This window comes from Reyranella sp. (assembly GCF_004296935.1).
Taxonomy (GTDB): Bacteria; Pseudomonadota; Alphaproteobacteria; order Reyranellales; family Reyranellaceae; genus Reyranella.
The window spans coordinates 44,898-68,017 of sequence record NZ_SCVH01000137.1 but is presented as its reverse complement, the minus strand read 5'-3'; the positions used below and the strand labels follow the sequence as shown (position 1 = coordinate 68,017).

Genomic DNA, 23,120 nt, shown 5'->3' with positions numbered 1-23,120 from the left:
CCCGAATCGTACTGCAGCGCCACCGGCGTCTGGTACGGGAAGGCCGTCGACGGGATGAAGTTCTTTCGGCGGAGTTCCGCCGCGTCGATCTTCATCTCGGCCGCCGCCTTGCTGACGATGCTCTCGATGACGAAGGTCGCCTCCGGCCGTCCGGCGCCGCGATAGGCGTCGACCGGGGCAGTGTGCGTGAGCGCCGCCTTCACGTTTGCGTAAATGAGCGGCGTCGTGTACTGGCCGGCCAGCAGCGTGGCGTAGAGATAGGTCGGCACCGCCGTCGAAAAGGTCGACAGATAAGCGCCCATGTTGGCGATCGTTTCGACCTTCAGCGCCAGGAACTTGCCGTCCTTGTCCAACGCCAGCTCGGCGTGGGTGACGTGGTCGCGGCCGTGGCAGTCGGTCTGGAACGATTCACTGCGCTCGGCCGTCCACTTGATCGGCCGGCCGACGCGCGACGCCGCCCAGCAGACCATCGTCTCGTCGGCGTAGCAGAAGATCTTGCTGCCGAAACCGCCACCGACGTCCGGTGCGATGACGCGAAGCTTGTGTTCCGGGATGCCCAGCACGAACGCCGACAGGATCAGGCGCAGCACGTGCGGGTTCTGCGACGTCGACCAGAGCGTGTAGTTGCCCGTGCCCTTGTCGTAGTCCGCTGCCGCCGCGCGCGGCTCCATGGCGTTGGGAATCAGTCGGTTGTTGATGAGGTCGAGCTTGGTGACATGGGCCGCCTTGGCGAACGCGGCATCGACATCGGCCTTCACGCCGATTTCCCAGTCGTAGACCAGGTTACCCGGCGCCTCGGGGTGAACTTCGGGCACCCCCTTGTCGAGGGCCTTGGCGAGATCGATGTTCGCCGGCTTCACGTCGTAGTCGACCTTGATCGACTCGGCGGCATCCTTGGCCTCGTCGTAGGTGTTGGCCACCACCATGGCGACGGTGTCGCCGACATAGCGGACGGTGTCGACTGCCATCACCGGATGGGCCGGCGACTTGTGCGGCTCGCCGTGCTTGTCCTTGACCACCCAGCCGCAGATCAGGCCGCCGACCTTGGCGTCGACCAGGTCCTTGCCGGTGAAGATGTTGACCACACCCGGCATTTTGCTCGCCGCCGAAATGTCGATGCTCTTGATCTTGGCATGGGCATGCGTCGAACGCAGGAAATACGCGTAGGTCGCCCGTGCGAGGGGCAGATCGTCGACATAGCGGCCGGTTCCGGTCAGGAAGCGCTTGTCTTCCGTCCGCAGAACCCGCGCGCCGATTCCGGTGGCGGCGGTCATGGGGCTACACTCCTGCTGACTTCATGGCCGGGGCGGCGGCCAAAATTGCCTTCACGATGTTGTGGTAGCCGGTGCAGCGGCAGAGGTTGCCCTCGAGCTCGCGGCGCACGGTAGCTTCGTCGAGTTGGTAGTTGTGGCGCTTCACCATGTCGATGGCGCTCATCACCATGCCCGGCGTGCAGAAGCCGCACTGCAGGGCGTGGTTCTCGCGGAAGGCCTCCTGCATCGGGTGCAGCTTGTCGGGGCTCGCTGCCAGGCCTTCGATCGTGGTCACCTTCGATCCCTCGGCCTGGACCGCCAGGATCGTGCACGACTTCACCGACTTGCCGTCGACGTGGACGACACAGGCGCCGCACTGGCTGGTATCGCAGCCGACGTGGGTGCCGGTCATGCCCAGATGCTCGCGCAGGAATTGCACCAGCAGCGTGCGCGCCTCGACCTTGCCCGAGACGGCCTTGCCGTTGACGGTCATGGCGACGGAAATGGTCATTACTCTTCTCCCTTACATTATTTGGGGCGGTGCGACCGCGCTCGTGCGCACCCGCTGGGCGTTAAATCAACTCTCGCAAGCCGCTCTGGCGGCGGTCAAGCGAATTGCGGATGACAGCTGAAACGCGGCTCGACGCTAACGACTCGCAAGGAACACCAGGACCAGCACCACGGCCCCGATACCGATGACAACCCAATGCTTGTAGCCTCGCTGCGCTGCAGCGGAAGCCGCCGGAGCGGCGGCCGGTGCAGCAACAGCCGCGATCGCCTCGCCGGCCGGCGGGGCGCCTACCATGGCGACAAACTTGCTGAAGAACTCGTCGGCCAGCTTCCGGGCGGTGCCGTCGATCAGGCGTGCGCCAACCTGGGCGATCTTGCCGCCGACCTGGGCGTCGACATTGTAGTTCAGGAGGGTATCCGCGCCGTCCTCGCTGAGGGTGACCACGGCGCCGCCCTTGGCGAAACCCGCCGCCCCGCCCTGCCCCTCGCCGGAAATCTTGTAGCCGTTGGGCGGATCGAGGTCGGAAAGCGTGACCTTGCCGGTGAAGCTGGCGCTGACGGGGCCGATGCGCATGCGCACCTTGGCCTTCATCTCGGTATCGGACGATTTTTCGAGCGATTCGCAACCCGGAATGCACGCCTGCAGAACGGCTACATCGTTGAGCGCCGCGAAAACCTTCTCGCGCGGCGCGGCGATCCTGTATTCGCCCTTGATTTCCATGTCGTAACTCCCGGCTGAACGCCTACCACTTGCTGGTATAGGAGTCCGGCGGCGGTTCTGCCAGTGGTTCGAGTATCGATACGTAGATCGTCGCCAGATAGGGCACCGCCATCAGCCCGGCAACGACGGCGAACCAGTTGGCCTGGGTATTCCAGAACATTGTCCGGATCACCCAGCGGCCGCCATCGACCGCCACGAACCCGCCGGCGCCGCCGTCATGCAGTTTGATCGCCCCCTCGGTCACCAGCATGACCACGGCCCAGACGATCAGTAGGCTCGCCAGAACGATTTCCGGCAGAACCGGCCGGACGCGGCTGAACGACCGATCCATGCGCACGAAGCCGCGGCTGCCGTCATAGCCCAGCAGGCGGCCGAACGAGAGGGCCTTGGAGATCCGGTGGGAACGCGATGCCGGCTCCGAGCGCAGGATGGTGATCGTCTTCCAGGTCATCAGCACGATGCTCGGAATGACGAAGCTCCAGATCGGGAAATCGCGATAGCGTCCGTCGATGGCGATCTGGCGGAACCAGTCGCCGATCCGGATGACGCCGTCGTACCAGTCGATGCTGATGACCACGAGATAGAAGATGCACAGCACCGTCAGCGCCAGATAAAGTACCTGGGCCATCAGGTCGGCGCGCTGCACGATGCGGTAACGCGGCAGCTCCCGCCACGCCCGCCATGCCTCGAGCACCCGGGCGCCGTAGAGCGACGGATCGGCCATCTTGCCGGTCAGGCTGTCGGCGATGCCCCGCAGCAGCGCATAGCTGAACAGGGCGAGCAACACTGCCCAGAACACCACGCCGACCATGCGCTCGAAGTAGAAGCTGCGCGACACGTCGATCCAGGTCGCCTGCACGTAGCAGGTCGCAACCACCTGGCTGAAGAACGCGAAGATGATGATCGCCTTCCATCCCGTCGGGCGACGTTGGCTGACGAAGCCGAGCAGGACCAGGCCGGACGCCATCGTCGTCAAGGCAAACAGGATCCGCCAATGCGGTTCGGCCACCACTGGCTTGCCAAGTTCGAACTTGTCGTGCCGCTGCGCATCGAGCAGTCCCCACGCTGCCCCGACCGTTCCTTCCTGGCGCGCCTTCCAGTACTGGTCGAAGGCCTCGATGACGTTGTAATCGAATTTTTCGCGCTCAGCGGCGGAGCGGAAGATCGAGAAATACTGGACCTGCTCGATCCGCCCGGGCCGCGCGTCCGAGCGCATGCGCCCATCGCTCGGCCAGCCGGTCTCGCCGATCACGATCTTCTTGCCCGGGAAGCGCGCCTGCACCTTCTTGTAGATGTCGACCAGGTGTTTTTCGATGCTCAGCCTGCCATCCGGCTCGCGGCGGTCGACGCCGATCGGCTCGTCCTCCCAATACGGCAGGATATGAATGGTGATGAAGTCGACCTCGTCCGCCAGCTGCGGGTTGCGCATCCAGAATTCCCAGACGTCGGCATAGGTGACCGGCTGCGATACCCGCTGCTTCACCTGCCGGATGTAGCGCCGCAGCTCGTTTGCCGTCAGGTCCTTGCGCAACAGGACCTCGTTGCCGACGATCACCCGCTCGACCGTGTCCTTGTACTTGTTGGCATGGTCGATCAGCAGATTGATCTGCTCGAGGTTTTCCTTCTCGTTGTTGTTCAGCCAGGCGCCGTGCCAGACCTTCAGGCCGTACTTGCCGGCGCGCTGCGGCACGGTTTCGAGGTTCTCGCCCGCCGAATAGGTCCGGACCGCCCGCACCTTGCCCTGCAGGCGCTTCAGATCCTCCTCGATCTGGTCCGGCGTCGGAAACGTGCGAGTGAGCGGGCTTTGGCCCGGCCGGTATGGGGCGAAAGAAACGCTCTGAAGCGGCTCCGCCGTCCAGCCGGTGATCTCCACCGGCCTGTTGGGCCACCACCACCACAGAAGATTGAGCGCGGTCACGCCCGCAAACGCGACCATCGCTATCAGAGCACGCATGCAGGGGTTTTAGCAGGATCGGTTGCGGCGCGAATGGCTTTTCGGGGGAGATTGTCCCCAAACCCCTCAATTGGCTCTTCTTAGTTAGATGGGCGCTGCATGCCGGCGATCGCCTGCCGCGTGATCTGGTGCCCGCGGAACAGGACCGCCTCCTTCCAGTCGTCCGTGTCGGGATAGAACTGCCGGCGCATGGCCGCCCGCACGGGGCCCGCCTCCTTGCCCAGCGGATCGCCGTACTTGTGCAGCCAGTGGTCGGCCCGGAAGGCCTTCTGCCCGCTTTCGCGGTCGAAGGTACCGTATTCCAGGGTGCACATGGTGAGCCGGGTCTCGGGCTCCAGGAGGAGGCGGTTGAGGCCATAGTGGCCGAGGCCATCGCGCGCCTGCGAGGCCGTCTGGCCACGTTTCGATTCGGTCACCGACTCGCCCCAGAAGGCCCGCACCCGGCGCGACGCCGGCGTGTCGATGTCGTAATGCGTGATCGGCTCGCCGTAACCGTAGGGGCCGAGCCCGGTGTGGAAGTCGATGACCGCAACGTCGGCGCGGCCCTTCAGGTATTTGTCGGTGATGGCGTGCAGGGTGCGATTGGACCACGAGGGGCCGCCACCGCCGAAGAACATGCCGTCGGGATGACTGTACTGCCCGCCGGACACCGCGCGGAAATAGGCAATGTCGCCCACCTTCTTGCGATAGGCCGCGAGCTTGGCCTCGGCAGCCTTGGTCGCCGCCTCGCTCAGGTCTGGCGGAATGAGGAAATCGGCGATCTCGAGATAGCCCTCGTTCACCGGATAGGGCTTGCCGTGATCGACGTAGTTGCGGTTGAGGTCGTTGCCCTCCTCCGTCACCCGCCGCGTCCAGGCAAAGCCGTAGGGATTGATGGCATGGATGAAGACTGCCGCAGTGTCCGCCGGCAGACCGGCGGCACCCACCGTCGCCAACCAGTCGACCTGGAACCCGGAGCCGCAGTAGCCCTCCACGCCATGCGTGCTGGAAATCGTCACAACGACCTTCGAGGCATCGTCAGGGCCGAGCCTGGCGACATCGGTCGACAACGACTCGCCGCGCGGCCCTTTGGTCGGATTGTCGTAGCGAACGGTCCGGGCGCCGGACAGTCGGGCCGCTGCCAGGAACTTGTCGCGGGCCTCGCTGTAGTCGGCGGCAAAGGAGTGGATGTTGCTCATGGCCGTACCTCAGGTGCGAAGGGTGAGGCCGCCATCGACCACCAACTCGTGACCGGTGATGAAATCGGCCTCGTCTGACGCCAGCAGGAGCGCACCACGGGCGATGTCGATCGGCTGGCCCAGGCGGCGGAGCGCCGCCTTCTTCTCCCACACCGCGCGGATCTCGGGATTGTCGAAATTGGCCCGAGTCATGCCGCTGTAGATCGCGCCGGGACAGACATAGTTGGCGGTGATGCCGAACTTGCCGAGTTCGAGCGCCAGCGTGCGCGTCAGCCCGCCGACGCCGGCCTTCGAGGCAGCATAGGCCGCCAGGCCGAAATCTGTGTCGAAGGCCATCACCGAGGCGGTGTTGACGATGCGCGCGCGCCCCTTCTCCTTGGCTCGAATCTTCAGCGCCGGAATGGCTTCGCGGCAGATCCGGAACATCGCCCGCAGATTGACGCCGTTGACCCTGTCCCAATGCTCGTCGGTCATTTCCTCGACGAAGGCGCGGCCGCTCACGCCGGCATTGTTGAACAGGATGTCGATCGCGCCGAATTTTGCGAGGGTGGCCGCAACGATGTTCCTGGGCGCCTCATCCCCGGTGATGTCGGCCGCGAAGGTCGCGATGGCCGGGTTGCCTGCGTGAATCGAGTCGATCGCCGTCCCCGGCAGATCGACCGCCAGGACGCTCGCACCCTCGTCAGCGAACAGCTTGGCCGACGCCGCCCCGATGCCGGACGCGGCACCTGTCACGATCGCGATCCTGCCGGTCAGGCGACCCATCGCATCCTCCTCAGGAGATCGTCAGCACGACCTTGCCCGTCGCCTTGCGCGACAGCAGCGCATCCATCGCCTCGGCGCTCTTCTCCAGCGGGAAGCGCATCGAGATGTGCGGCTTCAGCTTGCCCTCGGCATACCAGGCCAGCAGCTCGTCGAAATTCTTCCGCGCTTCCGCAGGCTCGCGCCCGCGCCAGGCGCCATAGAACACGCCGCGCACGTCGCAGCTCTTCAGCAGCGCGAGGTTGGCCGGCAGCGAGGGAATGCGGCCCGCCGCAAAGCCCACCACCAGCAACCGCCCGTACCAGGCGATGCAGCGCACCGATTCGTCGAAGGCATCGCCGCCGACGGCGTCATAGATGATGTCCGCGCCGTTGCCGCCGGTCAGTTCCTTGACCTTGTCGCGCATCTTGTCCTTGGTGTAGTTCACGAACATCGTGGCGCCGTACTTCTTGCAGATCTCCATCTTCTCGTCGGAGCCGACGGCGGCGATCACTTTCAACCCCATCAGGGCGCCCAGCTCGACGGCAGTCAGACCGACACCGCCCGAAGCACCGGTGACCAGCAATGTCTCGCCCGGTTTGTAACTGCTGCGCTGCTTCAGCGCGTAGTACGAGGTGCCGTAGGTCATGGTGAAGGCGGCGCCGTCGTCGTAGCTCATGTTCTTCGGCATCGGCAGCAGGCTGCCCAGATCGACGACGGCCTCGGTGGCGTAGCCGCCGTGACCGATCATGCCGATCACCCGGTCGCCGATCTTGTAGCTGCCGGCACCCTCGCCGACTTCGGTGATGTCGCCGGCAATCTCGTGGCCCGGCGCGAACGGACGCGGCGGCTTGAACTGGTACTTATCCTGGATGATCAGCGTATCGGGAAAGTTGACGCCCGCCGCCCGCACCGCGACGCGGACCTGGCCCTTGCCCAGCGGCTTGGACGGAAGTTCCACCAGCTTCAGGCTTTCCGGCCCGCCCGGTGTTTCGCTCAGCATCGCGCGCATCATCCTGCTCCCGTCATCGGTGTTTCGTCATGTGGCGGCATTGATACGATGGCGAGCCGGCCAGCGTCCATCCATGCTAGAAAGCCGGGCTTTCGGGTGGAGGAATTCAGGGGAGGAAGATGGCAGGGCTGTATTTCGAGGAGTTCGCCGTGGGCCGGGTGTTCGAGCACCCCTGGACGCGCACCGTCACGGAAATGGACAATGTGCTGTACAGCTCGCTGACCATGAACGTGCAGCCCCTGCACATCGACGAGGAATTCGCCTCCAAGACCGAGTTCGGTCAGCGCATCGTGAACAGCCTGTTCACCCTCGGCCTGATGATCGGCATCACCGTCAACGACACGACACTCGGGACGACCGTCGCCAACCTCGGCATGACCGACGTGCGCTTCCCCAAGCCGGTGTTCCACGGCGACACGCTTCATGTGCGCACCAAGGTGCTGAGCCTGCGCGAGAGCAAGTCGCGCCCCAATGCCGGTATCGTCGAGTTCGCCCATACCGCGATCAACCAGCGTGGCGAGATCGTGGCCGAATGCACGCGCCAGGCGCTCATGCACAAGAAGCCGAAAGCCTGAGGACCCCGTCATGCGCTCATTCCTGTTCGTTCCCGCCGATTCGGAGCGCAAGCTCGCCAAGGGCCCCCTGTCGGGGCCGGATGGGCTGATCCTCGACCTCGAGGACTCGGTCGCCGCCAACCGCAAGCCGATCGCGCGCGACATGGCTTTGGCCTATCTGCGGAGCGCCAATCGCGCCGGCCCCAAGCTCTATGTCCGCGTCAATGCGCTCGACACCGGCCTCACGCTGGGCGATCTCGCCGTTGTCATGCAGGGCAAGCCCGACGGCATCGTGTTTCCGAAATGCGTCGGCCAGGCCAATCTCGACCTGCTGGCCAACTACCTCGATGCGCTCGAGGCGCGCGAAGGCATCGCACCGGGGGCGACCCGGATCCTGACCATCGCCACTGAAAGCGCCGCCGCAGTGCTGGCCCTCACCGCCGCGCCCGCCAAGCATGCCCGCCTGATGGGCCACTCCTGGGGCGGCGAGGATCTGATGGCCGACCTCGGCGCGCTCGCCAAGGGCCCGGCGCCCGGCGTCTACGACGATACCTTCAAGCTTGCCCGCACCATCAACCTGATGGCCTCGGTCGCCGCCGGCGTCACTGCCTACGACACGGTCTACCCCGACATCAAGAACGTCGACGGCCTCAGGGCCGAGGCGCGCGACGCCCGGCGCATGGGTTATGGCGGCAAGATCGCCATCCACCCCGACCAGGTCGCGATCATCCACGAGGTCTTCACGCCGAGCGCCCAGGAGATCGACTGGGCCAAGCGCGTCGTCGCGACCTTCGAGAACAACCCCAGCTCAGGCGTTCTCACGCTCGACGGCAAGATGCTCGACCGGCCGCATCTCGTGCTGGCCCAGCGCCTGCTGGCACGGTCGGGGGGATGAAGGACAATTTCGGACTCTATGATGCGCTGGATCGGATGTTCGGCGGCGCCCGCGACTCCGTCCTGACGCTCGACGACTTCCTGACCGGGCTGCAGGGCCGCTCCTATGCCTTCGCCATCATGGCGCTCAACGTCCCAAACATCATTCCAACCGGCATTCCCTGGCTGTCGACGATAACCGGCGTGCCGATGTTGTTCCTGCTGGCCCAGTTCTTCGCCGGCCGGCCCGTGCCGTCATTGCCGGCCATCATCGGCCGACGCGGCCTGCCGCGCGCCAAGCTGCAGACCTTCCTCGGCCGCGCCCGCCGCTATATTCGATGGCTCGAAGACACCGTGCATGTGCGTCACGAGTGGTGGGTGACCGACACGCCGCGGCGGTTGCTCCTCGGGGCCTGGTCGCTCAACATCCTGGTGCTGGCGCTGCCGATTCCCTTCGACAACCTGTTCCCGTCGTACGCCATCCTGTTCTTCTGTCTCGCCCTCATCGAGGACGACGGCATCATGGCCATGCTCGGCTGGCTGCTCACGATCGTGACCGCGATCTGGACGGTTTTCCTGCTCATGGTCGGCCACGCCGCGATCATGGCCGCAATCTCGACCCTTCGAGCCATTATCCTGAATTGACGGCGTAGCTCATGACTCAAGACCTCGACCCTTCCCGCAGCCTGCTCACCGCACTCGCTCGCGGCGAGTCACTCCCGTCACGCTGGTACACCGATCCGTCGATCACCGAACGGGAGATCGCGCATGTATTCCGCAAGAGCTGGAACTACATCGGCCCCCTGTCGCAGCTGGCAGAACTGGGTGACTACATCACCGGCTACGCCGGCGGCGTGCCGGTCGTGGTCGTACGCAACGAGCAGGGATTGGCTGCCTTCGTGAATGTCTGCCGTCACCGCCGGCATGAGGTCATGAAGGGGCGTGGCAACGCCAAGATGATGCAATGCGGCTATCACGCCTGGACCTACGACCTCGCCGGTGGCCTCACGCGCGTTCCGCGCTCGCAGGCCGAACCCGATCTCCGCCTCGAGGATTTTCCGCTGCTGCCGATCCGCGTGGAAGCGCTGGGACCCTTCGCGTTCGTCCATCTCGATCGCGATGCGCCACCGGCACTGGAACTCTACGGGTCGATCCTCGACATCATCAATGCCAGCGGCATCGTGCTCGATACGCTCCAGCCCTACAGCCGCGAAGAGTGGCGCTCACAGGCGAACTGGAAGACGATGCTCGAGAACTATCTCGAATGCTATCATTGCGCTGTCGCCCATCCGGGCTTCAACGCCGCCATCGACGTGCGGCCGCAGACCTACAAGCTGGCCGCACACGGCTGGTTCTCGAGTCAGACCGGCCCGGTGCGTCCGGAGGCCCTGAAGGGCAAAAGCAAGATCGAGATCTACGACGTCGCCGGCGCCGTTGCCCAGTCGCAGTACCACTTCCTGTGGCCTAACCTGACGATCAACATCAACCCGGGATTCCCCAACCTGTCGGTCGACGTGTGGACGCCCGATGGACCGAATGCGACCAGGGGATTCTCGGAGCAGTATTTCGGCCCCGGCGTCAGCGAGGCGTTCGCCCGGTCGCTGATCGCATTCAACAAGCAGGTCGCCAAGGAAGACGACGACCTGACGGACTCAGTGCAGCGTGGCCTGCTGGGTGGCCTTCCGGATCGCGGCAGGTTCCTGACCAGCAGCGAGCATCTGGTCATTCACTTCCAGAAGATGATCGTGAACGCCGTAGGCGCCGCCTAGTAGGAGCGCGGCAGGCCGAGCACGTGCTCCGAAACGAAGTTCAGGATCATGTTGGTCGAGATCGGCGCCACCGTGTAGAGCCGCGCCTCGCGGAACTTGCGCTCGATGTCGTACTCCTCGGCGAAGCCGAAGCCGCCGTGTGTCTGCACGCACATCTCGGCCGCCGCCCACGACGCCTCCGAGGCAAGCATCTTGGCCATATTGGCCTCGGCGCCGGCGTTGATGCCGGCCTCGTACATGGTCGCCGCCTTGCGCACCATCAGGTCGGCCGCCTCGATCTGCGTGTAGGCACGCGCGATGGGATACTGCACACCCTGGTTCTGCCCGATCGGCCGACCGAAGAGCTTGCGCTCCTTGGCATAGTTCACCGCCCTTTCGATGAACCAGCGTCCGTCGCCGATGCACTCCGACGCAATCAGCACGCGCTCGGCGTTCATGCCGCTCAGGATGTAGCGGAAGCCCTGCCCTTCCTCGCCGATCAGATTCTCGGCCGGCACTTCCATGTTGTCGAAGAACACTTCGGTGCTGTTGTGGTTCATCATCGTGCGGATCGGCCGGATGGTGAGCCCGTTACCCAACGTAGCGCGCATGTCGACGAGGAATACCGAGAGCCCTTCCGTGCGCTTGGCAGACTGCTCGCGCGATGTGGTGCGCGCCAGGAGCAGCATCAGGTCGGAATGCTCGGCGCGGCTGGTCCACACCTTCTGGCCGTTCACGACGTAGGTGCTGTTGTTCTTCTTCACCGCCGTGGTGCGAAGGCTGAGAGTATCGGTACCGCTCGTCGGCTCGGTGACGCCGAATGCCTGCAGCCGCAGTTCACCGGTGGCGATCTTGGGCAGGTAGCGTTCCTTCTGCTCCTTGCTGCCATGTCGGAGCACCGTACCCATGATGTACATCTGGGCATGGCACGCCGCGGCGTTGCAGCCGGCACGGTGGATCTCCTCGAGCACCGCGCTTGCCGCCGAGATGCCCAGACCCGACCCGCCATATTCCTCGGGAATAAGGATCGCGAGCCAGCCCGCTTCGGTAAGAGCCTTCACAAAGGCAGTCGGATAGCCACGCTCACGATCGAGATCACGCCAGTAGGCGCCGTCGAACTTGAGGCAGAGCTGACGAACGGCGTCGCGGATCTCGGGATGGGTCGGGGCGTAGGGATTTTCCATGGCGGCGCAAACTAGTCCGCCATCTGCCCCCACGCAATGCGACCCAGTTCGTCGATCAATGCACCATGGATGTCGGGACCAAAGCCATCGACCGTGGCCTCGCATCGTGCGGTGACGCCATCGACGGCGCCCGCCTTGTCGACGATCGCTCGCGTGACGGCAAGGTCGCGTTCCGCTGTCAGGAACCTGGCGAGCGTCGGCCGCCAATCGACGCGCAGCACGGCAAGTGCAGCCATCAATCCATAGGCGCCCCAGTTCGACACGCCGGCGACGACGAGATGATCGCAGGAGGTCACGCAGGCGATCTCGGCGCCGTTCGGCACCGTCCGCGCGATCAGGCCGGCCGGCAGCTTGCCCATGCCGATCTCGTTGCCGCCATCGCCGACCGCGAGCTTCGCCCAGGGGCCGCCGTGGAACAGGTCGTCGAGTGGCGCCGTCCAGGGCGAAACGTCGACGCCGCGCATGTTGCGTGGCCGGCCGTCGACACTGCGGCCGCAGCGTTCGATCGCGATTGCGTGGCTGACGCCGGCATTGCGCCATGTGCCCAACAAGCGATCGAGGCCTGCACTGTCGCCTACTCCCACTTCATCGACGGTGACGCCGCCGCCTGCCGCATCGACGGCAACACGCACGGCGTCGGCGCAAGGCGTATCCACGGCGATCCGTGCCGGCACGCCACACGCCGCGATCCCGGCGGCGAGGAGTGCCGTCCCAACCGGACCGTCGGTCTCGGGCGCGGCGACGTCTCCTCGTGGCACGAAGAAGCCGGTGATGAGGCCAACCGTCGATGCCCCGGCAAGGGATTGCGCCGCCGCCGACATATCGCCCCTGCTTGCCGCGATCAGTTCCCCCGTCTTGCGCCCGACATCGCGACAGACCAGGGCTTCGATGGCGGCGATCCGCCGCTCGGCCTCACTTCTCTTCAGCGACATACGCTCCCGTCCAGTCCTGCGGCGCATCGTGGATCAAACCGTCGATCCGCGCGCGCATCATTGCGTAATACCCCTGCTGCCAGCCGGCGGCCTCCGCAGCCACTTGGCAGTCATCGATCATCTTCAGCGCCTCGATAAAGGCTCCGGCTCGATAGTGCCTCAGCAGGGCCGTCTGGCGCTCCACCAATGCCAGAAAGGGAGACAACTGCGACATCACCCGGTCGCCCAGATATGAATAAGTGAAGCGCAGCGACCATCCGCAGGCGGGACGGCACGCGGGGTCGGCGGCCGGCGGGAAGAGCACGTTCGCCAGCACGAGCAGAGCGATGGCCACCGGGGGCGCGCAGCGCATTATTGCGGCCAAACAACCAGTTCATGCGCATCTGACGGTGGTCCCTCCTGCGAATGTCACTTTACGGAACGAGCTGGACTAAGCCAAATGCCGCACCTTGTCCGCCCTCAACAAACACGCCGCCCTGCACGGCATCTATCTCAAGCTGAGCTCACTGGTGCTGTTCTGCACCATGGACGCCATGGTGAAGGCGCTTGGCGACACCTATGGGTCGTTTCAGCTCATGCTGTTCCGCAGCGCCATCGCCCTGATTCCAGTTGCGGTCCTGATCTGGCGCGCCGGCGGCCTCAAGATCGTGCGCGCCAACCGGCCGTGGCTGCAGGCGGCTCGCGTCGTCATCGGCTTTGGCAGCCTGCTGGGCTTCTTCTACGTCTTCCCGCGCATGCCGCTGGTCGATGCCTATGCGATCTCCTTCGCCGCCCCGCTCTTCATGGTGGCGCTCTCGGTGCCGTTGCTGCGCGAGCCCGTGGGTTGGCGACGCTGGAGCGCGGTCGCTGTCGGCTTCGCGGGCGTGCTGATCATGCTCGATCCATGGGGCATGGAGATCCACCCCATCTCCCTGATCCTGTTGGCCGCCACCTTCTGCTACGCGCTCTCGACCATCCTGGTCCGGTTGCTGAGCCGTCACGACCACGACATCGTCACCCTCTTCTGGTTCGCCCTGACGGCCAGCGGCGTGTCGTTGGTCGGTGCCATTCCCGAGTGGAAGTGGCCAACCCCGATGGACTGGGTCTGGCTGACCGTACTTGGCCTGCTGGGCGGCGTGGCACAGATCCTCATCACCCGGGCCTGGCGGCTCGCCCCGGCGGCCGTGCTGGCGCCTTTCGACTACACCTCGATCGTACTCGCCGTCCTGTTCGGCTACCTCTGGTTCCACGAAGAACCCTCGTGGACGGTCTGGTACGGCCTGCCGCTGGTCATCGGCTCAGGCCTCTATATTCTGCATCGGGAGCGCGTTCGAGCCCGCGAAAGAGCCCCGATACCCGCTTCTTGAGGGGCTTTCCCGCACCTCATTTGAGGATATTAGACGCATTGACGAACCGGCCTTCCAACCACATCTTGTAGGCATGACCGACACCACCTTCTCCGTGACCCAGAGCGCCGCCAAGCGGATCGCCTTTCTGGCCTCCAAGGAAGCCAAGCCCGTGATGATGCGCGTGGCCGTGCTGGGCGGCGGCTGTTCGGGCTTCCAGTACAACTTCTCCTTCGAGGACGCCCGCAGCGACGACGACCTCGTGATCGAGCGCGACGGTGCCGCCGTGCTGGTCGACAGCACCTCGCTGGAGCTGCTCAAGGGCAGCCAGCTCGACTATGTCGAGGAAATGGTCGGTGCCTCGTTCCAGGTGAACAACCCGAACGCCACCTCGTCCTGCGGCTGCGGCAACTCCTTCAGCGTGTGATCCGGCCGCGATGAAGATCGCGACCTGGAACGTCAATTCCGTCCGCAAGCGGACCGGAAACCTCATTTCGTGGCTGGAGCGCACCAAGCCGGACATCGTCGTGCTGCAGGAAATCAAAGCGCAGGAGCCACAGTTTCCCAGGCTCGAGGTCGAGGCTGCCGGCTACAAGGTGGCGATCGTGGGCCAGAAGGGCTTTAACGGCGTCGCCCTCCTCTCGCTGCATCCGTTCGATGTCACGGCGCGCGCCTTGCCCGGCCATGCCGACGACGAGCCGGCGCGTTACGTCGAGGCGCGCGTGGCGACACCATGCGGTCCCCTGACAGTGGGTGGCATCTACCTGCCCAACGGCAATCCCATCGGCACCGAGAAATTCGCCTACAAGCTCGCCTGGATGGAACGCCTGCTTGGCCATGCCCGCGAACTGCTGGCCAGGGAGGAGATGTTCGTACTGGGCGGTGACTACAACGTCTGCCCGACCGAGGTCGACGTCTACGATCCCAAGGCCTTCGCCGATGACGCGCTCTGCCAACCCGAGTCGCGCGCTGCCCTTCGGAAACTTCTCAATCTCGGCCTGACCGACGCCGTGCGCGCCTTCCATGCCGACGGCGAGTGCTACACCTTCTGGGACTACCAGGCCGGCGCCTGGCAGAAGGACAACGGGCTCCGCATCGACCACCTGCTGCTCTCGCCGCAAGCCGCCGACCGCCTCACCGCCGTCGGCATCGACAAGGCCGAACGCGGCAAGACCGAGCCGTCAGACCATGTCCCGGTGTGGTGCGAGCTCGACGTCGCAGCCTGATCGCTACTCAGCTCCCGCGCCGATCACGCCGCCATCGGCGATGATGCACTGGCCGCAGACGAAGGCGCCGGCCTTCGACGCGAGGAACACCGCGACGCCGCCGATGTCATCGGGCTGGCCGATGCGCTTCAGCGCCGCCTTGCTCTCGTTGGCCTTGCGGATCTCGGGATTGTCCCACAGCGCTTTGGCGAAGTCGGTCTGGATGAGACCAGGCGCGATGGCGTTGACGCGGATGTTGTGCTTGCCCCACTCCATGGCCAGCGACTTCACCAACGAGAGATCGGCCGCCTTCGACATGTTGTAGGCGGCGATATGGGCGGAGCCCACGAGCGCGCCGATCGACGACACGATGATGAAGGCGCCGTCCTTGCGCTCCGCCATCTCCGGCCCGACCATGTTCATGAGCCACAGGTTAGACATGACGTTGTTCATCATGATCTTCTGGAACACGTCCTCCTCCAGACCGGTGAGTGGACCGAAGTAGGGGTTCGAGGCCGCATTGCAGACCATGATGTCGATCTTGCCGTAGGCCTTGCGCGCCTCGGCGACCAGGTTCTCCAGTTGGGCCTTCTCGGAGATGCTGGCGGCGACGGCCGTCGCCTCGCCGCCTTTGGCCTTGATGCCCTTCACGACCTCCTCGCAGGCCGGCAGCTTGCGGCTCGAGACGACGACCTTGGCGCCGTGCGCGGCCATCTGCTCGCAGATCGAGCGGCCGATGCCGCGGCTGCCGCCGGTTACGACCGCGACCTTGCCTGTGAGGTCGAACATCATCTGAGATCTCCCGGATTCATTTCTTGGCGGACCTTAGCGGCGCACGGACAAACAGCGCAATCAACTCGACATGCGGCGACCACAGGAACTGATCGATCGGCAGCAATTTCTCCAGCCGGTATCCGCCGTCCTGCAGGGTCCGCGCGTCGCGGGCGAAGCTGCCGGGATCGCAGGCGCCGTAGACGACCCGTGGCACCTTGGAGCGCGCGAGTTCGGCCGACTGCGCCACGGCGCCGGCGCGCGGCGGGTCGAGCACCACGGCATCGAAGGCATCCAGTTCCGCCGCCATCAGCGGATTGCGGAACAGGTCGCGATGGACCGCCGTCAGTTTCCCGCTGCCCAGCCGGCGGCCGGCGGCCTCGACCGCCGCCATCGACGGCTTGTCGCTTTCATAGAGCGTCGCGCGCCACGGCCGTCCGACCGTGAGCGTGCCCATGCCTGCGAACAGGTCGGCCACGCGCTTCGCCTCGCCGAGCCATGACGCCACGGCCTCGCGCATCGCCTGCTCGGCCCGCCGTGTCGCCTGCAGGAAGGCGCCCGGCGGCGGCTCCAGCACGACGTCACCGAAGGTGAGGCGCGGTTGGCGGCGTGTGACCAGCGGCTCCGCCGTCGCACGATCGCCCCAGCTGAGACGCGCCAGGTCGGCGGTCCCGGCGAAGGCAACGAGCCTCTGGTTGGCGTCCAGCGACAGGGCGAAGCGCTTGTGTGGCCGCACCAGCACGTCGAGGCCGGCATCGGTGTCGTTCACGATCGCATCGGCCGAGGCGCCCTCGGGCAGGATACCGGCCAGTACCGTGCGCAAGAGCGGCAACAGCGCGACGAGCCTTGGGGTGACGACGAAGCATTCGGCGAGGTCGACGATTTGCTGGCTGGCGCGTTCATGGAAGCCCGCAACCGACCGCCGCCCTTGCCGGCGCACGACGAAGTCCGCCCGGCGGCGTTCGTTCGGCAATCCGCCAAGCGCCGGCTCGAAGGGAGGTGCCACGACACCACGCTGCTCCAGCGCCCGCACGATCAGTTCGTTCTTCCAGCCGGCATAGATGTCCCGCCGCCAATGCTGCAGGGCGCAGCCGCCGCAGGTGCCGAAGTGCTTGCAGGGCGCCGGCTCGCGGTGGCGCGACGGGGCGAGTATTTCTGCGAGATCGGCGACGATGCCTTCTCCCCGCTTGTCGCGCGGCTCGGCCTCGACGATTTCGCCCGGCAGGGTGAAGGGCACGAAGTAACGCTGCCCCTCCTCTTGTGCGACCCCGTCGCCGCGAGCACCGATCTCGAGGATATTGAGCGTGACGGTCACGCCGCGCTCAGCCGAGCCAGCTCTTCGCTGGCCTCATCTCGCCGACCAGCAGGCCGACGACGTTCCTGATCGGGGGATGCACGATTTCTTCACGCTGGTCGGCAGGCAGAACGCCGAGATGATCCAGCAGCGTCGCCATCGCGACCTCGGCCGCGCGGCCGGCGCCATCCCACATCTTGATCGCCACACCCAACCCGAGCGTCGGCAGCATGGCGCAGAACACGCCTTCCGCGCCGGTCTTGACCTGCGCCACGCCCGGCAGCGCGCCGTTGATGCGGGTGCAGAACCGGCCGCTGCCCGCGACCATGAAGGGCTCGGCATTCATCGCCGCCCGGATGCGGGTTGCCGCTTCGGCATGCTTGTTCGAGAGCCGCGAGGGGTCGGCCATGCTGGCCATTGCCCGCGCCAGGCTTTTCAGCGGTGTGGCGAGCGTGGGAATGCCGCAACCGTCGGTGCCGTGCGGGAAGGCATGGGCGTCGATGCCGCAGAGGTCGCTCATGACGTCGCGCAGGCGGCGCTGCACGGGATGGTCGTACTTGATGTAGCCCTTCGTCGGTTCGCCATACTGAACGGCCGTGGTCAGGAAGCCGCTGTGCTTGCCCGAGCAGTTGTTGTAGGCAGCCGTCGGCACCGCATTCGCGCGTATCAAGGCCTCGACAGTCTGCGGCAGGCGCGGCGCATGGGTGCCGCATTCGAGGTCGTCCTCGCCCAAGCCCACCTTCTTCAGCCACGCGCGCACGGTCTCGACATGTCGCGGCTCGCCGCTGTGCGAGGCGCAGGAGAGCGCGATATGTTCGTTGCCGAGCCCGAAGCGTTCGACCGCACCGCTTTCGACGAAGGCCATGGCCTGGATCGGCTTGTTGGCCGAGCGCGGCAGGATCGGCGCGTCGATGTCGCCCCACGAGGCCACCACCGTGCCGTCGGCTTTCACGACCGCGGCAATGCCCTCGTGCCGGCTTTCGACCACGGGACCGCGTGTGACCTCGATGACGACGGCGCCCCTGCTCACGCGCCGCGCTCCAGCTTGACGACCGTGACGTTGTCCTGATGTTCCTTGGCGGCGGCCAGAACCGCCTCGACCAGGCCGCCCGCGGGTCGCGAAGCTGCCGCCGCGATCTGTTCGTTCGTGAGGGACTGCACCCCGTCGCTGCACAACAGCAGCTTGTCGCCGGGACCGAGCCGGCGGTTGCCCTTGTCGATCAGGCTGAGCGGTTCGCCCATGACGGCCTCGCGCAGCGTGTGGCGGCCGGGATGGTGCTCGGCTTCCTCCGCCGTCAGCATGCCGCGCGCCACCAGCGCATCGATCTGCGGCGCCATCGAATGGTCGGCGTTCAGCTGCTCGAGCTTGCCCGCGGTCACGAGATAGAACGGCGAGTCGCCGACGCTGATCCAGCGGACCTCGTCGCCGCGCACGAGCGCCGCCACGACCGTGGCGCCCATGCCGTTGAGATCGGGCTTGCCCTCGGCGCCGACCCGCACCGCCTCGTTGGCGTCCTGCAGACCGTCGGCCAGGCCGCCGCCCTGCTCAATCGCATGAACGAAGGCATCGACGGCAAGCTTGCTCGCCACGGCGCCGCCCGCGTGGCCACCCATGCCGTCGGCCACGATCGCCAGCAGCGAGCCGTCGGCCAGGCTCACCAGCTTCCAGCTGTCTTCCTGGTAGGGCCGACCGCCCTGGTGCTGGCTGCCCTCTCCCCGCCACCGAACCGCCATGTCTAATGCCACACCGCCGGCAGCTTGCTGAGGCCGCGCAGCGTGAAGCTTCGCCGCCATGCCGGTGCGTCCTTCTCCGGAAGTTTCAGATTGGGCAGGCGTTCGACCAGAGCGGTGAAGACCAGCTCGGCCTCAAGGCGCGCGAGCTGGGCACCCAGGCAATGGTGGATGCCGCCGCCGAACGACAGCGGCCGGATGTTCTGGCGGCCGACATCGAGCTTGTCGGGGTCCGCGTACTGTGCCGGATCGCGGTTGGCCGCGCCCAGCAGCATCACGATGCTCTCGCTCGGTTGCAGCGTCACGCCGCCGACCTCGACCTCGGCGTTGGTGACGCGGCCGGTGAGCTGCACCGAGGAATCGAAGCGCAGGAGCTCGTCGATGGCGTTGGCGATCAGCGACGGATCGGCCTTCAGCCGTTCCCACTGCTCGGGATGGCGATGCAGCGCCAGCAACCCGTTGCCGATCAGGTTGGTCGTGGTCTCGTGGCCGGCGCCGAACAGCAGGCCGATGTTGGCTTCGAGCTCGGCGGCCGTCAGCTTGTCGCCCGCCTCCTCGGCCTTCACCAGTTCGGTCGTGAGGTCGTCCCTGGGCTCGCGGCGGCGCAGCTCGCAGAGCTGGTTGAAATAGGCCCCCGCCATCCTGGTGTTCATGTTGGCCTGGTCGAGTTCGGCGCGGGTCATCGGCACCGGCTCGAGGATGCGGCCGTTGACGTTGCTGCCGGCCAGGAATGGCGCGCGGTGTTCCTCGGGGATGCCCAGCATGTCGCAGATCACGATCACCGGCAGGCGATGCGCGAGGTCGCGCATCACGTCCATCTCGCCCTTGCCCGCGACACGATCGAGTTGTTCGTCGACCAGGGCCCGGATGCGCGGGCGCATGTCGGCGACGCGGCGGGCGGTGAAGGCCTTGGTCACCAGGCCGCGCAGCCGCGTGTGGTCGGGCGGATCCTGTACCAGCATGGTGTTGGCGAGGCTGGCGATCGCCGGCTCTTCCATCCGGTCGGTCCCGTAGCGGCGTATGTTGTTGCCCGCGAAGTCCTTGCCGAAGCGGCGGTCGCGCAAGGCGAAGGCCATGTCTTCGTAGCGCGTCATCAGCCAGAAGCCCTGCGGCGTCTTGAAGACCGGCGCGGTCTCGCGGAGCGCGCGGTAGAAAGGATAGGGGTCGGCGATGAAGGCCGGATCGAGCGGATTGAAGGCAGGCGGCGCGCGATCCTGCACGGGCGGGGTCATGTCATTCATGCCCCTTTCTGTAGCATGAACTCCCTTGCCGCGCGACCGAACGCGGCCCTAGCATCACCCCACTTTCCATCCGCCCGCACCATGCAGAAAGACCGTTACCATGCTTGGCGTGCCTGCCGCCTACGACTGGATCGCCCACCACGCCGGCCGCCGGCCGGCCACGCTCGCCATCCACGACCTGCAGACGGCACGGAAGTTCACTTATGCCGAACTCGATGCGCGGACGGATCGCCTCGCGGCGGCGCTGGCCGCGCTGGGCATCGCCCGCGGCGACCGCGTCGCCCTCCTCGCCCCCAACTGCGCCGAGTACTTCGAGGTCCAGTTCGCCTGCGGGCGGCTGGGTGCCATCATGCTGCCGCTCAACTGGCGCCTCACGGTGCCCGAGCTCGAATACATCCTGGGCGATTCGACGCCCACGCTCCTGATCCACGACAAGGCGTTCGCCCAGCAGGCGCGCGAGCTGTCGAAGCACCTGCTCGAGATCGATCATGACAGGCCCGACGGCGCCCCCGACAGCGCCTACGAACGCGCACTTGCCGCCGCACCCGCCGCCTCCGCGCCGGTGGCCCTGAGCCACGACGACGCGGCCATGGTGATGTACACGTCCGGCACCACGGGCCATCCGAAGGGCGCGATCATCACCCACGGCATGGTGTTCTGGAACTGCGTCAACCTCGGCATCCCCGCCCTCATCACGCCCGAGACCGTGCAGCTCGTCGTGCTGCCGCTGTTCCACACCGGCGGCCTCAACTGCTACGCCAACCCGGTGCTGCATGCCGGCGGCACGATCCTGATCATGCGCACCTTCGATCCCGGCCTGGCACTCGACTATCTGTCCGACCCAAGTCTCGGCATCACCCATTTCTTCGCCGTGCCGGCGCCGTATCAATTCATGATGCAGCATCCGAAGTTCCAGGGCGCCGATCTCTCGCGCCTCAGGATCGCCGGCGTCGGCGGCGCGCCCTGCGCGCTTTCGATCCTCGAAACCTGGACCGGGCGCGGCGTGCCGCTGGTCCAGGGCTGGGGCATGACCGAGACGAGTCCCGCTGGCACCATGCTCGATGCCGCCGACGCCATCCGCAAGCTGGGCTCGGCCGGCAAGGCGCTGATGCACACCGCCATCCGCATCGTCGACGACGAGGGCAACGACGTCGCGCCCGGCGGCATCGGCGAGCTGCTCATCAAAGGTTCCAACATCACGCCGGGCTACTGGAACAAGCCCGACGCCACCAAGAGTTCCTTCACCGGCGACTGGCTGCACACCGGCGACGCCGCGCGCCTGGACGAGGAAGGCTTCGTCTATATCGTCGACCGCTGGAAGGACATGTACATCTCGGGCGGCGAGAATGTTTACCCCGCCGAGGTCGAGAACGTCCTGTTCCAGCTGCCGCAGGTGGCCGATGCCGCCATCATCGGCGTGCCCAACGAACGCTGGGGCGAGGTCGGCATGGCCATCGTCGTGCGCAAGCCCGACCAGGCGCTCGACGAAGGCGACATCATCCGCCACTGCCTCGCCCGACTCGCCAAGTTCAAGGTGCCGCAGTCCGTGGCCTTCGTCGACGTCCTGCCGCGCAACGCCACCGGCAAGGTGCTGAAGCGCGAGCTGCGTGCTCAATTCACCCCTTAGAGCAGCCGCTCCTAGACCAACGGCACATAGTCGTACTCGCCGACGCCCTGCAGGATCAGAAAGGTGAGCGACCCTTCCCCGGCGTTCGTCACCAGATGCGGCCGACCCGCGACGGCCACGAAGCTTTCGCCGACGCCCAGCCGCACATCCTGCTTGGGGTTCTGCAGGAACAGCCGCATCTTGCCTTCCAGCACATAGAAGGTGTCGCTGATGTTGGTGTGGAAGTGCCACGGTACCGTCTGCGTCGGCGACAGCTGCAGTTCGCTGATCCGGAAGCCGGGGCGTTCGGCATGGCGCGCCCGACGCTCGACCTCGTAGAGATGGCTGGCGTCCTTGACGGCTTCGAGCTTCCTTTCCGCCTTCATTTCCATCTCCTTCGTGGGACACGGGTTGCCGTCGATAAGCCTGGCATGCTTCGGCCGCTAACGCCTTGATGCTACGCTTTTTCTCCCGGCTGGTCCCGATCGCGCCGTGGGACACGGAATGACCTGTTTAAAGTCGTCCGCTTTTCCCCATCGGCTCGCTCAAATGCGTTGTCCCGCCGGCACGCAAAGCCCTATGAACGATCTGCACGTTTCGAACAGGATACTAGTAGGATATAATAGGAAAGTCAATATGCTGACGATTTATGGCGTCTACCGCTCCCGCGCCTCGCGCAACATCTGGCTGGCCCACGAACTCGGCCTCCCCTTCAAGCAGGTGCCGGTGATCCAGCACTATCGCCTGCCCGACGCCAAGGCCGCCGGCGCGCCGCTCAACACCCGCTCGCCCGAGTTCATGAAGGTGAACCCCAACGGCCACATCCCCTCGATCGACGACGACGGGCTGGTGCTGCACGAGTCGCTGGCCATCAATCTCTACCTGGCGAAGAAGCACGGCGGCCCCCTCGCCCCGGCCAACGTCGCCGAGGATGGCGAGATGGGCATGTGGGCGCTGTGGGCGGCGACCGAGGTCGAAACCCATGCGCTCAACATCCTCTACCACCGCTCCGGCAATCCGGCGGTCTCCAGGGAGATGGCCGACGCCGCCGTCGAGGCGCTGAAGGCGCCCTTCGCCGTGCTCGACGCCGCGCTCGCCAAGACCGGCTTCCTGGTCGGCGGCCGCTTCACGGTAGCCGACATCAACGTGGCCGAGATCATGCGTTATGCGCAGGCCGAGCCCGCGCTGTTCGAGGCGGCCCCGCGCGTGAAAGCCTGGCTCGCCGCCTGCCAGGCGCGACCCGCCTTCAAGAAGATGATGGACGCGCGCAACAAGGAGCCGGCCTAG

Annotated in this window: 25 protein-coding genes; 9 read left to right on the top strand and 16 right to left on the bottom strand. The window is 65.9% G+C overall.

Annotated features, from left to right (window positions below; all coding sequences use genetic code 11):
• The 7 genes from EPO55_RS19420 to EPO55_RS19390 all read right to left on the bottom strand — a co-directional run.
• On the bottom strand, positions 1-1,274 hold a 1,274-nt coding region (locus EPO55_RS19420), incomplete at its 3' end, for a xanthine dehydrogenase family protein molybdopterin-binding subunit (protein WP_296338805.1).
• A 4-nt stretch (positions 1,275-1,278) separates the two neighbouring features.
• The gene (locus EPO55_RS19415) at positions 1,279-1,764 is read right to left on the bottom strand and encodes a (2Fe-2S)-binding protein (RefSeq protein ID WP_296338804.1); all 486 of its coding nucleotides are present in this window, start codon (positions 1,762-1,764) and stop codon (positions 1,279-1,281) included.
• A 135-nt stretch (positions 1,765-1,899) separates the two neighbouring features.
• Complete coding sequence (locus EPO55_RS19410) at positions 1,900-2,484, bottom strand: carbon monoxide dehydrogenase subunit G (RefSeq protein ID WP_296338803.1); 585 nt, start codon at positions 2,482-2,484, stop codon at positions 1,900-1,902.
• Positions 2,485-2,506: 22 nt separating this feature from the next.
• Positions 2,507-4,438: a hypothetical protein gene (locus EPO55_RS19405; protein ID WP_296338802.1), complete on the bottom strand. Its 1,932-nt coding sequence runs from the start codon at positions 4,436-4,438 to the stop codon at positions 2,507-2,509.
• Positions 4,439-4,518: 80 nt separating this feature from the next.
• Entirely contained in the window at positions 4,519-5,616 is a 1,098-nt protein-coding gene (locus EPO55_RS19400) for a M14 family metallopeptidase (protein ID WP_296338801.1), read from the bottom strand.
• A 9-nt stretch (positions 5,617-5,625) separates the two neighbouring features.
• Complete coding sequence (locus EPO55_RS19395) at positions 5,626-6,381, bottom strand: SDR family NAD(P)-dependent oxidoreductase (protein ID WP_296338799.1); 756 nt, start codon at positions 6,379-6,381, stop codon at positions 5,626-5,628.
• A gap of 10 nt (positions 6,382-6,391) precedes the next feature.
• Positions 6,392-7,369: an NADPH:quinone oxidoreductase family protein gene (locus EPO55_RS19390; protein WP_363719419.1), complete on the bottom strand. Its 978-nt coding sequence runs from the start codon at positions 7,367-7,369 to the stop codon at positions 6,392-6,394.
• A gap of 119 nt (positions 7,370-7,488) precedes the next feature.
• Between EPO55_RS19390 and EPO55_RS19385 the strand changes: the two genes are divergently transcribed.
• The 4 genes from EPO55_RS19385 to EPO55_RS19370 are packed head-to-tail and all read left to right on the top strand — an operon-like array spanning position 7,489 to position 10,565.
• Positions 7,489-7,944 (top strand): MaoC family dehydratase, encoded by a 456-nt coding sequence (locus EPO55_RS19385; protein WP_296338797.1) that lies wholly within the window; start codon positions 7,489-7,491, stop codon positions 7,942-7,944.
• Between the two features lie 10 nt (positions 7,945-7,954).
• On the top strand, positions 7,955-8,818 hold the full coding sequence (locus EPO55_RS19380) for a CoA ester lyase (protein ID WP_296338796.1): 864 nt from the start codon (positions 7,955-7,957) through the stop codon (positions 8,816-8,818).
• Positions 8,815-9,441 carry an exopolysaccharide biosynthesis protein gene (locus EPO55_RS19375; RefSeq protein WP_296338794.1) on the top strand — a complete coding sequence of 209 codons (627 nt, stop codon included), beginning with the start codon at positions 8,815-8,817 and terminating at the stop codon, positions 9,439-9,441. The genes EPO55_RS19380 and EPO55_RS19375 overlap by 4 nt, the downstream gene beginning before the upstream one ends.
• A gap of 11 nt (positions 9,442-9,452) precedes the next feature.
• Positions 9,453-10,565 carry an aromatic ring-hydroxylating dioxygenase subunit alpha gene (locus EPO55_RS19370; protein ID WP_296338792.1) on the top strand — a complete coding sequence of 371 codons (1,113 nt, stop codon included), beginning with the start codon at positions 9,453-9,455 and terminating at the stop codon, positions 10,563-10,565.
• Here EPO55_RS19370 and EPO55_RS19365 read toward each other — a convergent pair.
• Genes EPO55_RS19365 through EPO55_RS19355 form a run of 3 tightly spaced genes read right to left on the bottom strand, consistent with a single transcriptional unit; the run spans position 10,562 to position 12,994 of the window.
• The gene (locus EPO55_RS19365) at positions 10,562-11,728 is read right to left on the bottom strand and encodes an acyl-CoA dehydrogenase family protein (protein ID WP_296338791.1); all 1,167 of its coding nucleotides are present in this window, start codon (positions 11,726-11,728) and stop codon (positions 10,562-10,564) included. The two genes, EPO55_RS19370 and EPO55_RS19365, sit on opposite strands and share 4 nt — an antisense overlap.
• Before the next feature lie 11 nt (positions 11,729-11,739).
• Positions 11,740-12,660, bottom strand: coding sequence for a glutamate cyclase domain-containing protein (locus EPO55_RS19360; RefSeq protein WP_296338790.1), 921 nt, complete (start codon positions 12,658-12,660; stop codon positions 11,740-11,742).
• Positions 12,641-12,994, bottom strand: a complete 354-nt coding sequence (locus EPO55_RS19355; protein WP_296338789.1) for a hypothetical protein — start codon at positions 12,992-12,994, stop codon at positions 12,641-12,643. Before EPO55_RS19355 ends, EPO55_RS19360 begins: the two co-directional genes overlap by 20 nt.
• Positions 12,995-13,109: 115 nt before the next feature.
• On the opposite strand from EPO55_RS19355, the gene EPO55_RS19350 reads away from it, so the two are divergent.
• The 3 genes from EPO55_RS19350 to xth all read left to right on the top strand — a co-directional run bounded on the left by EPO55_RS19350 (position 13,110) and on the right by xth (position 15,211).
• A complete protein-coding gene (locus EPO55_RS19350) occupies positions 13,110-14,006 on the top strand; it encodes a DMT family transporter (protein ID WP_296338788.1) in 897 nt (298 codons plus the stop codon).
• A gap of 73 nt (positions 14,007-14,079) precedes the next feature.
• Positions 14,080-14,412, top strand: coding sequence for an iron-sulfur cluster insertion protein ErpA (erpA, locus tag EPO55_RS19345; RefSeq protein WP_296338787.1), 333 nt, complete (start codon positions 14,080-14,082; stop codon positions 14,410-14,412).
• Between the two features lie 10 nt (positions 14,413-14,422).
• Positions 14,423-15,211 carry an exodeoxyribonuclease III gene (gene xth / locus EPO55_RS19340; RefSeq protein ID WP_296338784.1) on the top strand — a complete coding sequence of 263 codons (789 nt, stop codon included), beginning with the start codon at positions 14,423-14,425 and terminating at the stop codon, positions 15,209-15,211.
• Between the two features lie 3 nt (positions 15,212-15,214).
• Here the strand turns inward: xth and EPO55_RS19335 are convergent, their stop codons facing one another.
• The 5 genes from EPO55_RS19335 to EPO55_RS19315 are packed head-to-tail and all read right to left on the bottom strand — an operon-like array spanning position 15,215 to position 20,218.
• Entirely contained in the window at positions 15,215-15,982 is a 768-nt protein-coding gene (locus EPO55_RS19335; protein WP_296338783.1) for an SDR family oxidoreductase, read from the bottom strand.
• A gap of 16 nt (positions 15,983-15,998) precedes the next feature.
• Complete coding sequence (locus EPO55_RS19330; RefSeq protein ID WP_296338782.1) at positions 15,999-17,276, bottom strand: RsmD family RNA methyltransferase; 1,278 nt, start codon at positions 17,274-17,276, stop codon at positions 15,999-16,001.
• A 7-nt stretch (positions 17,277-17,283) separates the two neighbouring features.
• The gene (locus tag EPO55_RS19325) at positions 17,284-18,285 is read right to left on the bottom strand and encodes an asparaginase (protein WP_296338781.1); all 1,002 of its coding nucleotides are present in this window, start codon (positions 18,283-18,285) and stop codon (positions 17,284-17,286) included.
• Complete coding sequence (locus EPO55_RS19320) at positions 18,282-18,989, bottom strand: protein phosphatase 2C domain-containing protein (protein ID WP_296338780.1); 708 nt, start codon at positions 18,987-18,989, stop codon at positions 18,282-18,284. Before EPO55_RS19320 ends, EPO55_RS19325 begins: the two co-directional genes overlap by 4 nt.
• Before the next feature lie 2 nt (positions 18,990-18,991).
• Complete coding sequence (locus EPO55_RS19315; protein ID WP_296338806.1) at positions 18,992-20,218, bottom strand: cytochrome P450; 1,227 nt, start codon at positions 20,216-20,218, stop codon at positions 18,992-18,994.
• A gap of 109 nt (positions 20,219-20,327) precedes the next feature.
• Here EPO55_RS19315 and EPO55_RS19310 point away from each other — a divergent pair, with 109 nt between their 5' ends.
• A complete protein-coding gene (locus tag EPO55_RS19310; RefSeq protein ID WP_296338779.1) occupies positions 20,328-21,854 on the top strand; it encodes a long-chain fatty acid--CoA ligase in 1,527 nt (508 codons plus the stop codon).
• Positions 21,855-21,865: 11 nt separating this feature from the next.
• On the opposite strand, the gene EPO55_RS19305 is transcribed toward EPO55_RS19310, so the two are convergent.
• Positions 21,866-22,219, bottom strand: a complete 354-nt coding sequence (locus tag EPO55_RS19305) for a cupin domain-containing protein (RefSeq protein WP_296338777.1) — start codon at positions 22,217-22,219, stop codon at positions 21,866-21,868.
• 250 nt (positions 22,220-22,469) lie between these two features.
• Here EPO55_RS19305 and EPO55_RS19300 point away from each other — a divergent pair, with 250 nt between their 5' ends.
• Positions 22,470-23,120, top strand: a complete 651-nt coding sequence (locus EPO55_RS19300; RefSeq protein ID WP_296338776.1) for a glutathione S-transferase family protein — start codon at positions 22,470-22,472, stop codon at positions 23,118-23,120.

What these genes read in the sequence shown, in the direction of transcription:
- EPO55_RS19415 (WP_296338804.1), bottom strand. Translation starts at nt 1,764, where the DNA reads ATGACCATTTCCGTCGCCATGACCGTCAACGGCAAGGCCGTCTCGGGC.
- EPO55_RS19410 (WP_296338803.1), bottom strand. Translation starts at nt 2,484, where the DNA reads ATGGAAATCAAGGGCGAATACAGGATCGCCGCGCCGCGCGAGAAGGTT.
- EPO55_RS19405 (WP_296338802.1), bottom strand. Translation starts at nt 4,438, where the DNA reads ATGCGTGCTCTGATAGCGATGGTCGCGTTTGCGGGCGTGACCGCGCTC.
- EPO55_RS19400 (WP_296338801.1), bottom strand. Translation starts at nt 5,616, where the DNA reads ATGAGCAACATCCACTCCTTTGCCGCCGACTACAGCGAGGCCCGCGAC.
- EPO55_RS19395 (WP_296338799.1), bottom strand. Translation starts at nt 6,381, where the DNA reads ATGGGTCGCCTGACCGGCAGGATCGCGATCGTGACAGGTGCCGCGTCC.
- EPO55_RS19390 (WP_363719419.1), bottom strand. Translation starts at nt 7,369, where the DNA reads ATGCGCGCGATGCTGAGCGAAACACCGGGCGGGCCGGAAAGCCTGAAG.
- EPO55_RS19385 (WP_296338797.1), top strand. Translation starts at nt 7,489, where the DNA reads ATGGCAGGGCTGTATTTCGAGGAGTTCGCCGTGGGCCGGGTGTTCGAG.
- EPO55_RS19380 (WP_296338796.1), top strand. Translation starts at nt 7,955, where the DNA reads ATGCGCTCATTCCTGTTCGTTCCCGCCGATTCGGAGCGCAAGCTCGCC.
- EPO55_RS19375 (WP_296338794.1), top strand. Translation starts at nt 8,815, where the DNA reads ATGAAGGACAATTTCGGACTCTATGATGCGCTGGATCGGATGTTCGGC.
- EPO55_RS19370 (WP_296338792.1), top strand. Translation starts at nt 9,453, where the DNA reads ATGACTCAAGACCTCGACCCTTCCCGCAGCCTGCTCACCGCACTCGCT.
- EPO55_RS19365 (WP_296338791.1), bottom strand. Translation starts at nt 11,728, where the DNA reads ATGGAAAATCCCTACGCCCCGACCCATCCCGAGATCCGCGACGCCGTT.
- EPO55_RS19360 (WP_296338790.1), bottom strand. Translation starts at nt 12,660, where the DNA reads ATGTCGCTGAAGAGAAGTGAGGCCGAGCGGCGGATCGCCGCCATCGAA.
- erpA (WP_296338787.1), top strand. Translation starts at nt 14,080, where the DNA reads ATGACCGACACCACCTTCTCCGTGACCCAGAGCGCCGCCAAGCGGATC.
- xth (WP_296338784.1), top strand. Translation starts at nt 14,423, where the DNA reads ATGAAGATCGCGACCTGGAACGTCAATTCCGTCCGCAAGCGGACCGGA.
- EPO55_RS19335 (WP_296338783.1), bottom strand. Translation starts at nt 15,982, where the DNA reads ATGATGTTCGACCTCACAGGCAAGGTCGCGGTCGTAACCGGCGGCAGC.
- EPO55_RS19320 (WP_296338780.1), bottom strand. Translation starts at nt 18,989, where the DNA reads ATGGCGGTTCGGTGGCGGGGAGAGGGCAGCCAGCACCAGGGCGGTCGG.
- EPO55_RS19315 (WP_296338806.1), bottom strand. Translation starts at nt 20,218, where the DNA reads ATGACCCCGCCCGTGCAGGATCGCGCGCCGCCTGCCTTCAATCCGCTC.
- EPO55_RS19310 (WP_296338779.1), top strand. Translation starts at nt 20,328, where the DNA reads ATGCTTGGCGTGCCTGCCGCCTACGACTGGATCGCCCACCACGCCGGC.
- EPO55_RS19305 (WP_296338777.1), bottom strand. Translation starts at nt 22,219, where the DNA reads ATGAAGGCGGAAAGGAAGCTCGAAGCCGTCAAGGACGCCAGCCATCTC.
- EPO55_RS19300 (WP_296338776.1), top strand. Translation starts at nt 22,470, where the DNA reads ATGCTGACGATTTATGGCGTCTACCGCTCCCGCGCCTCGCGCAACATC.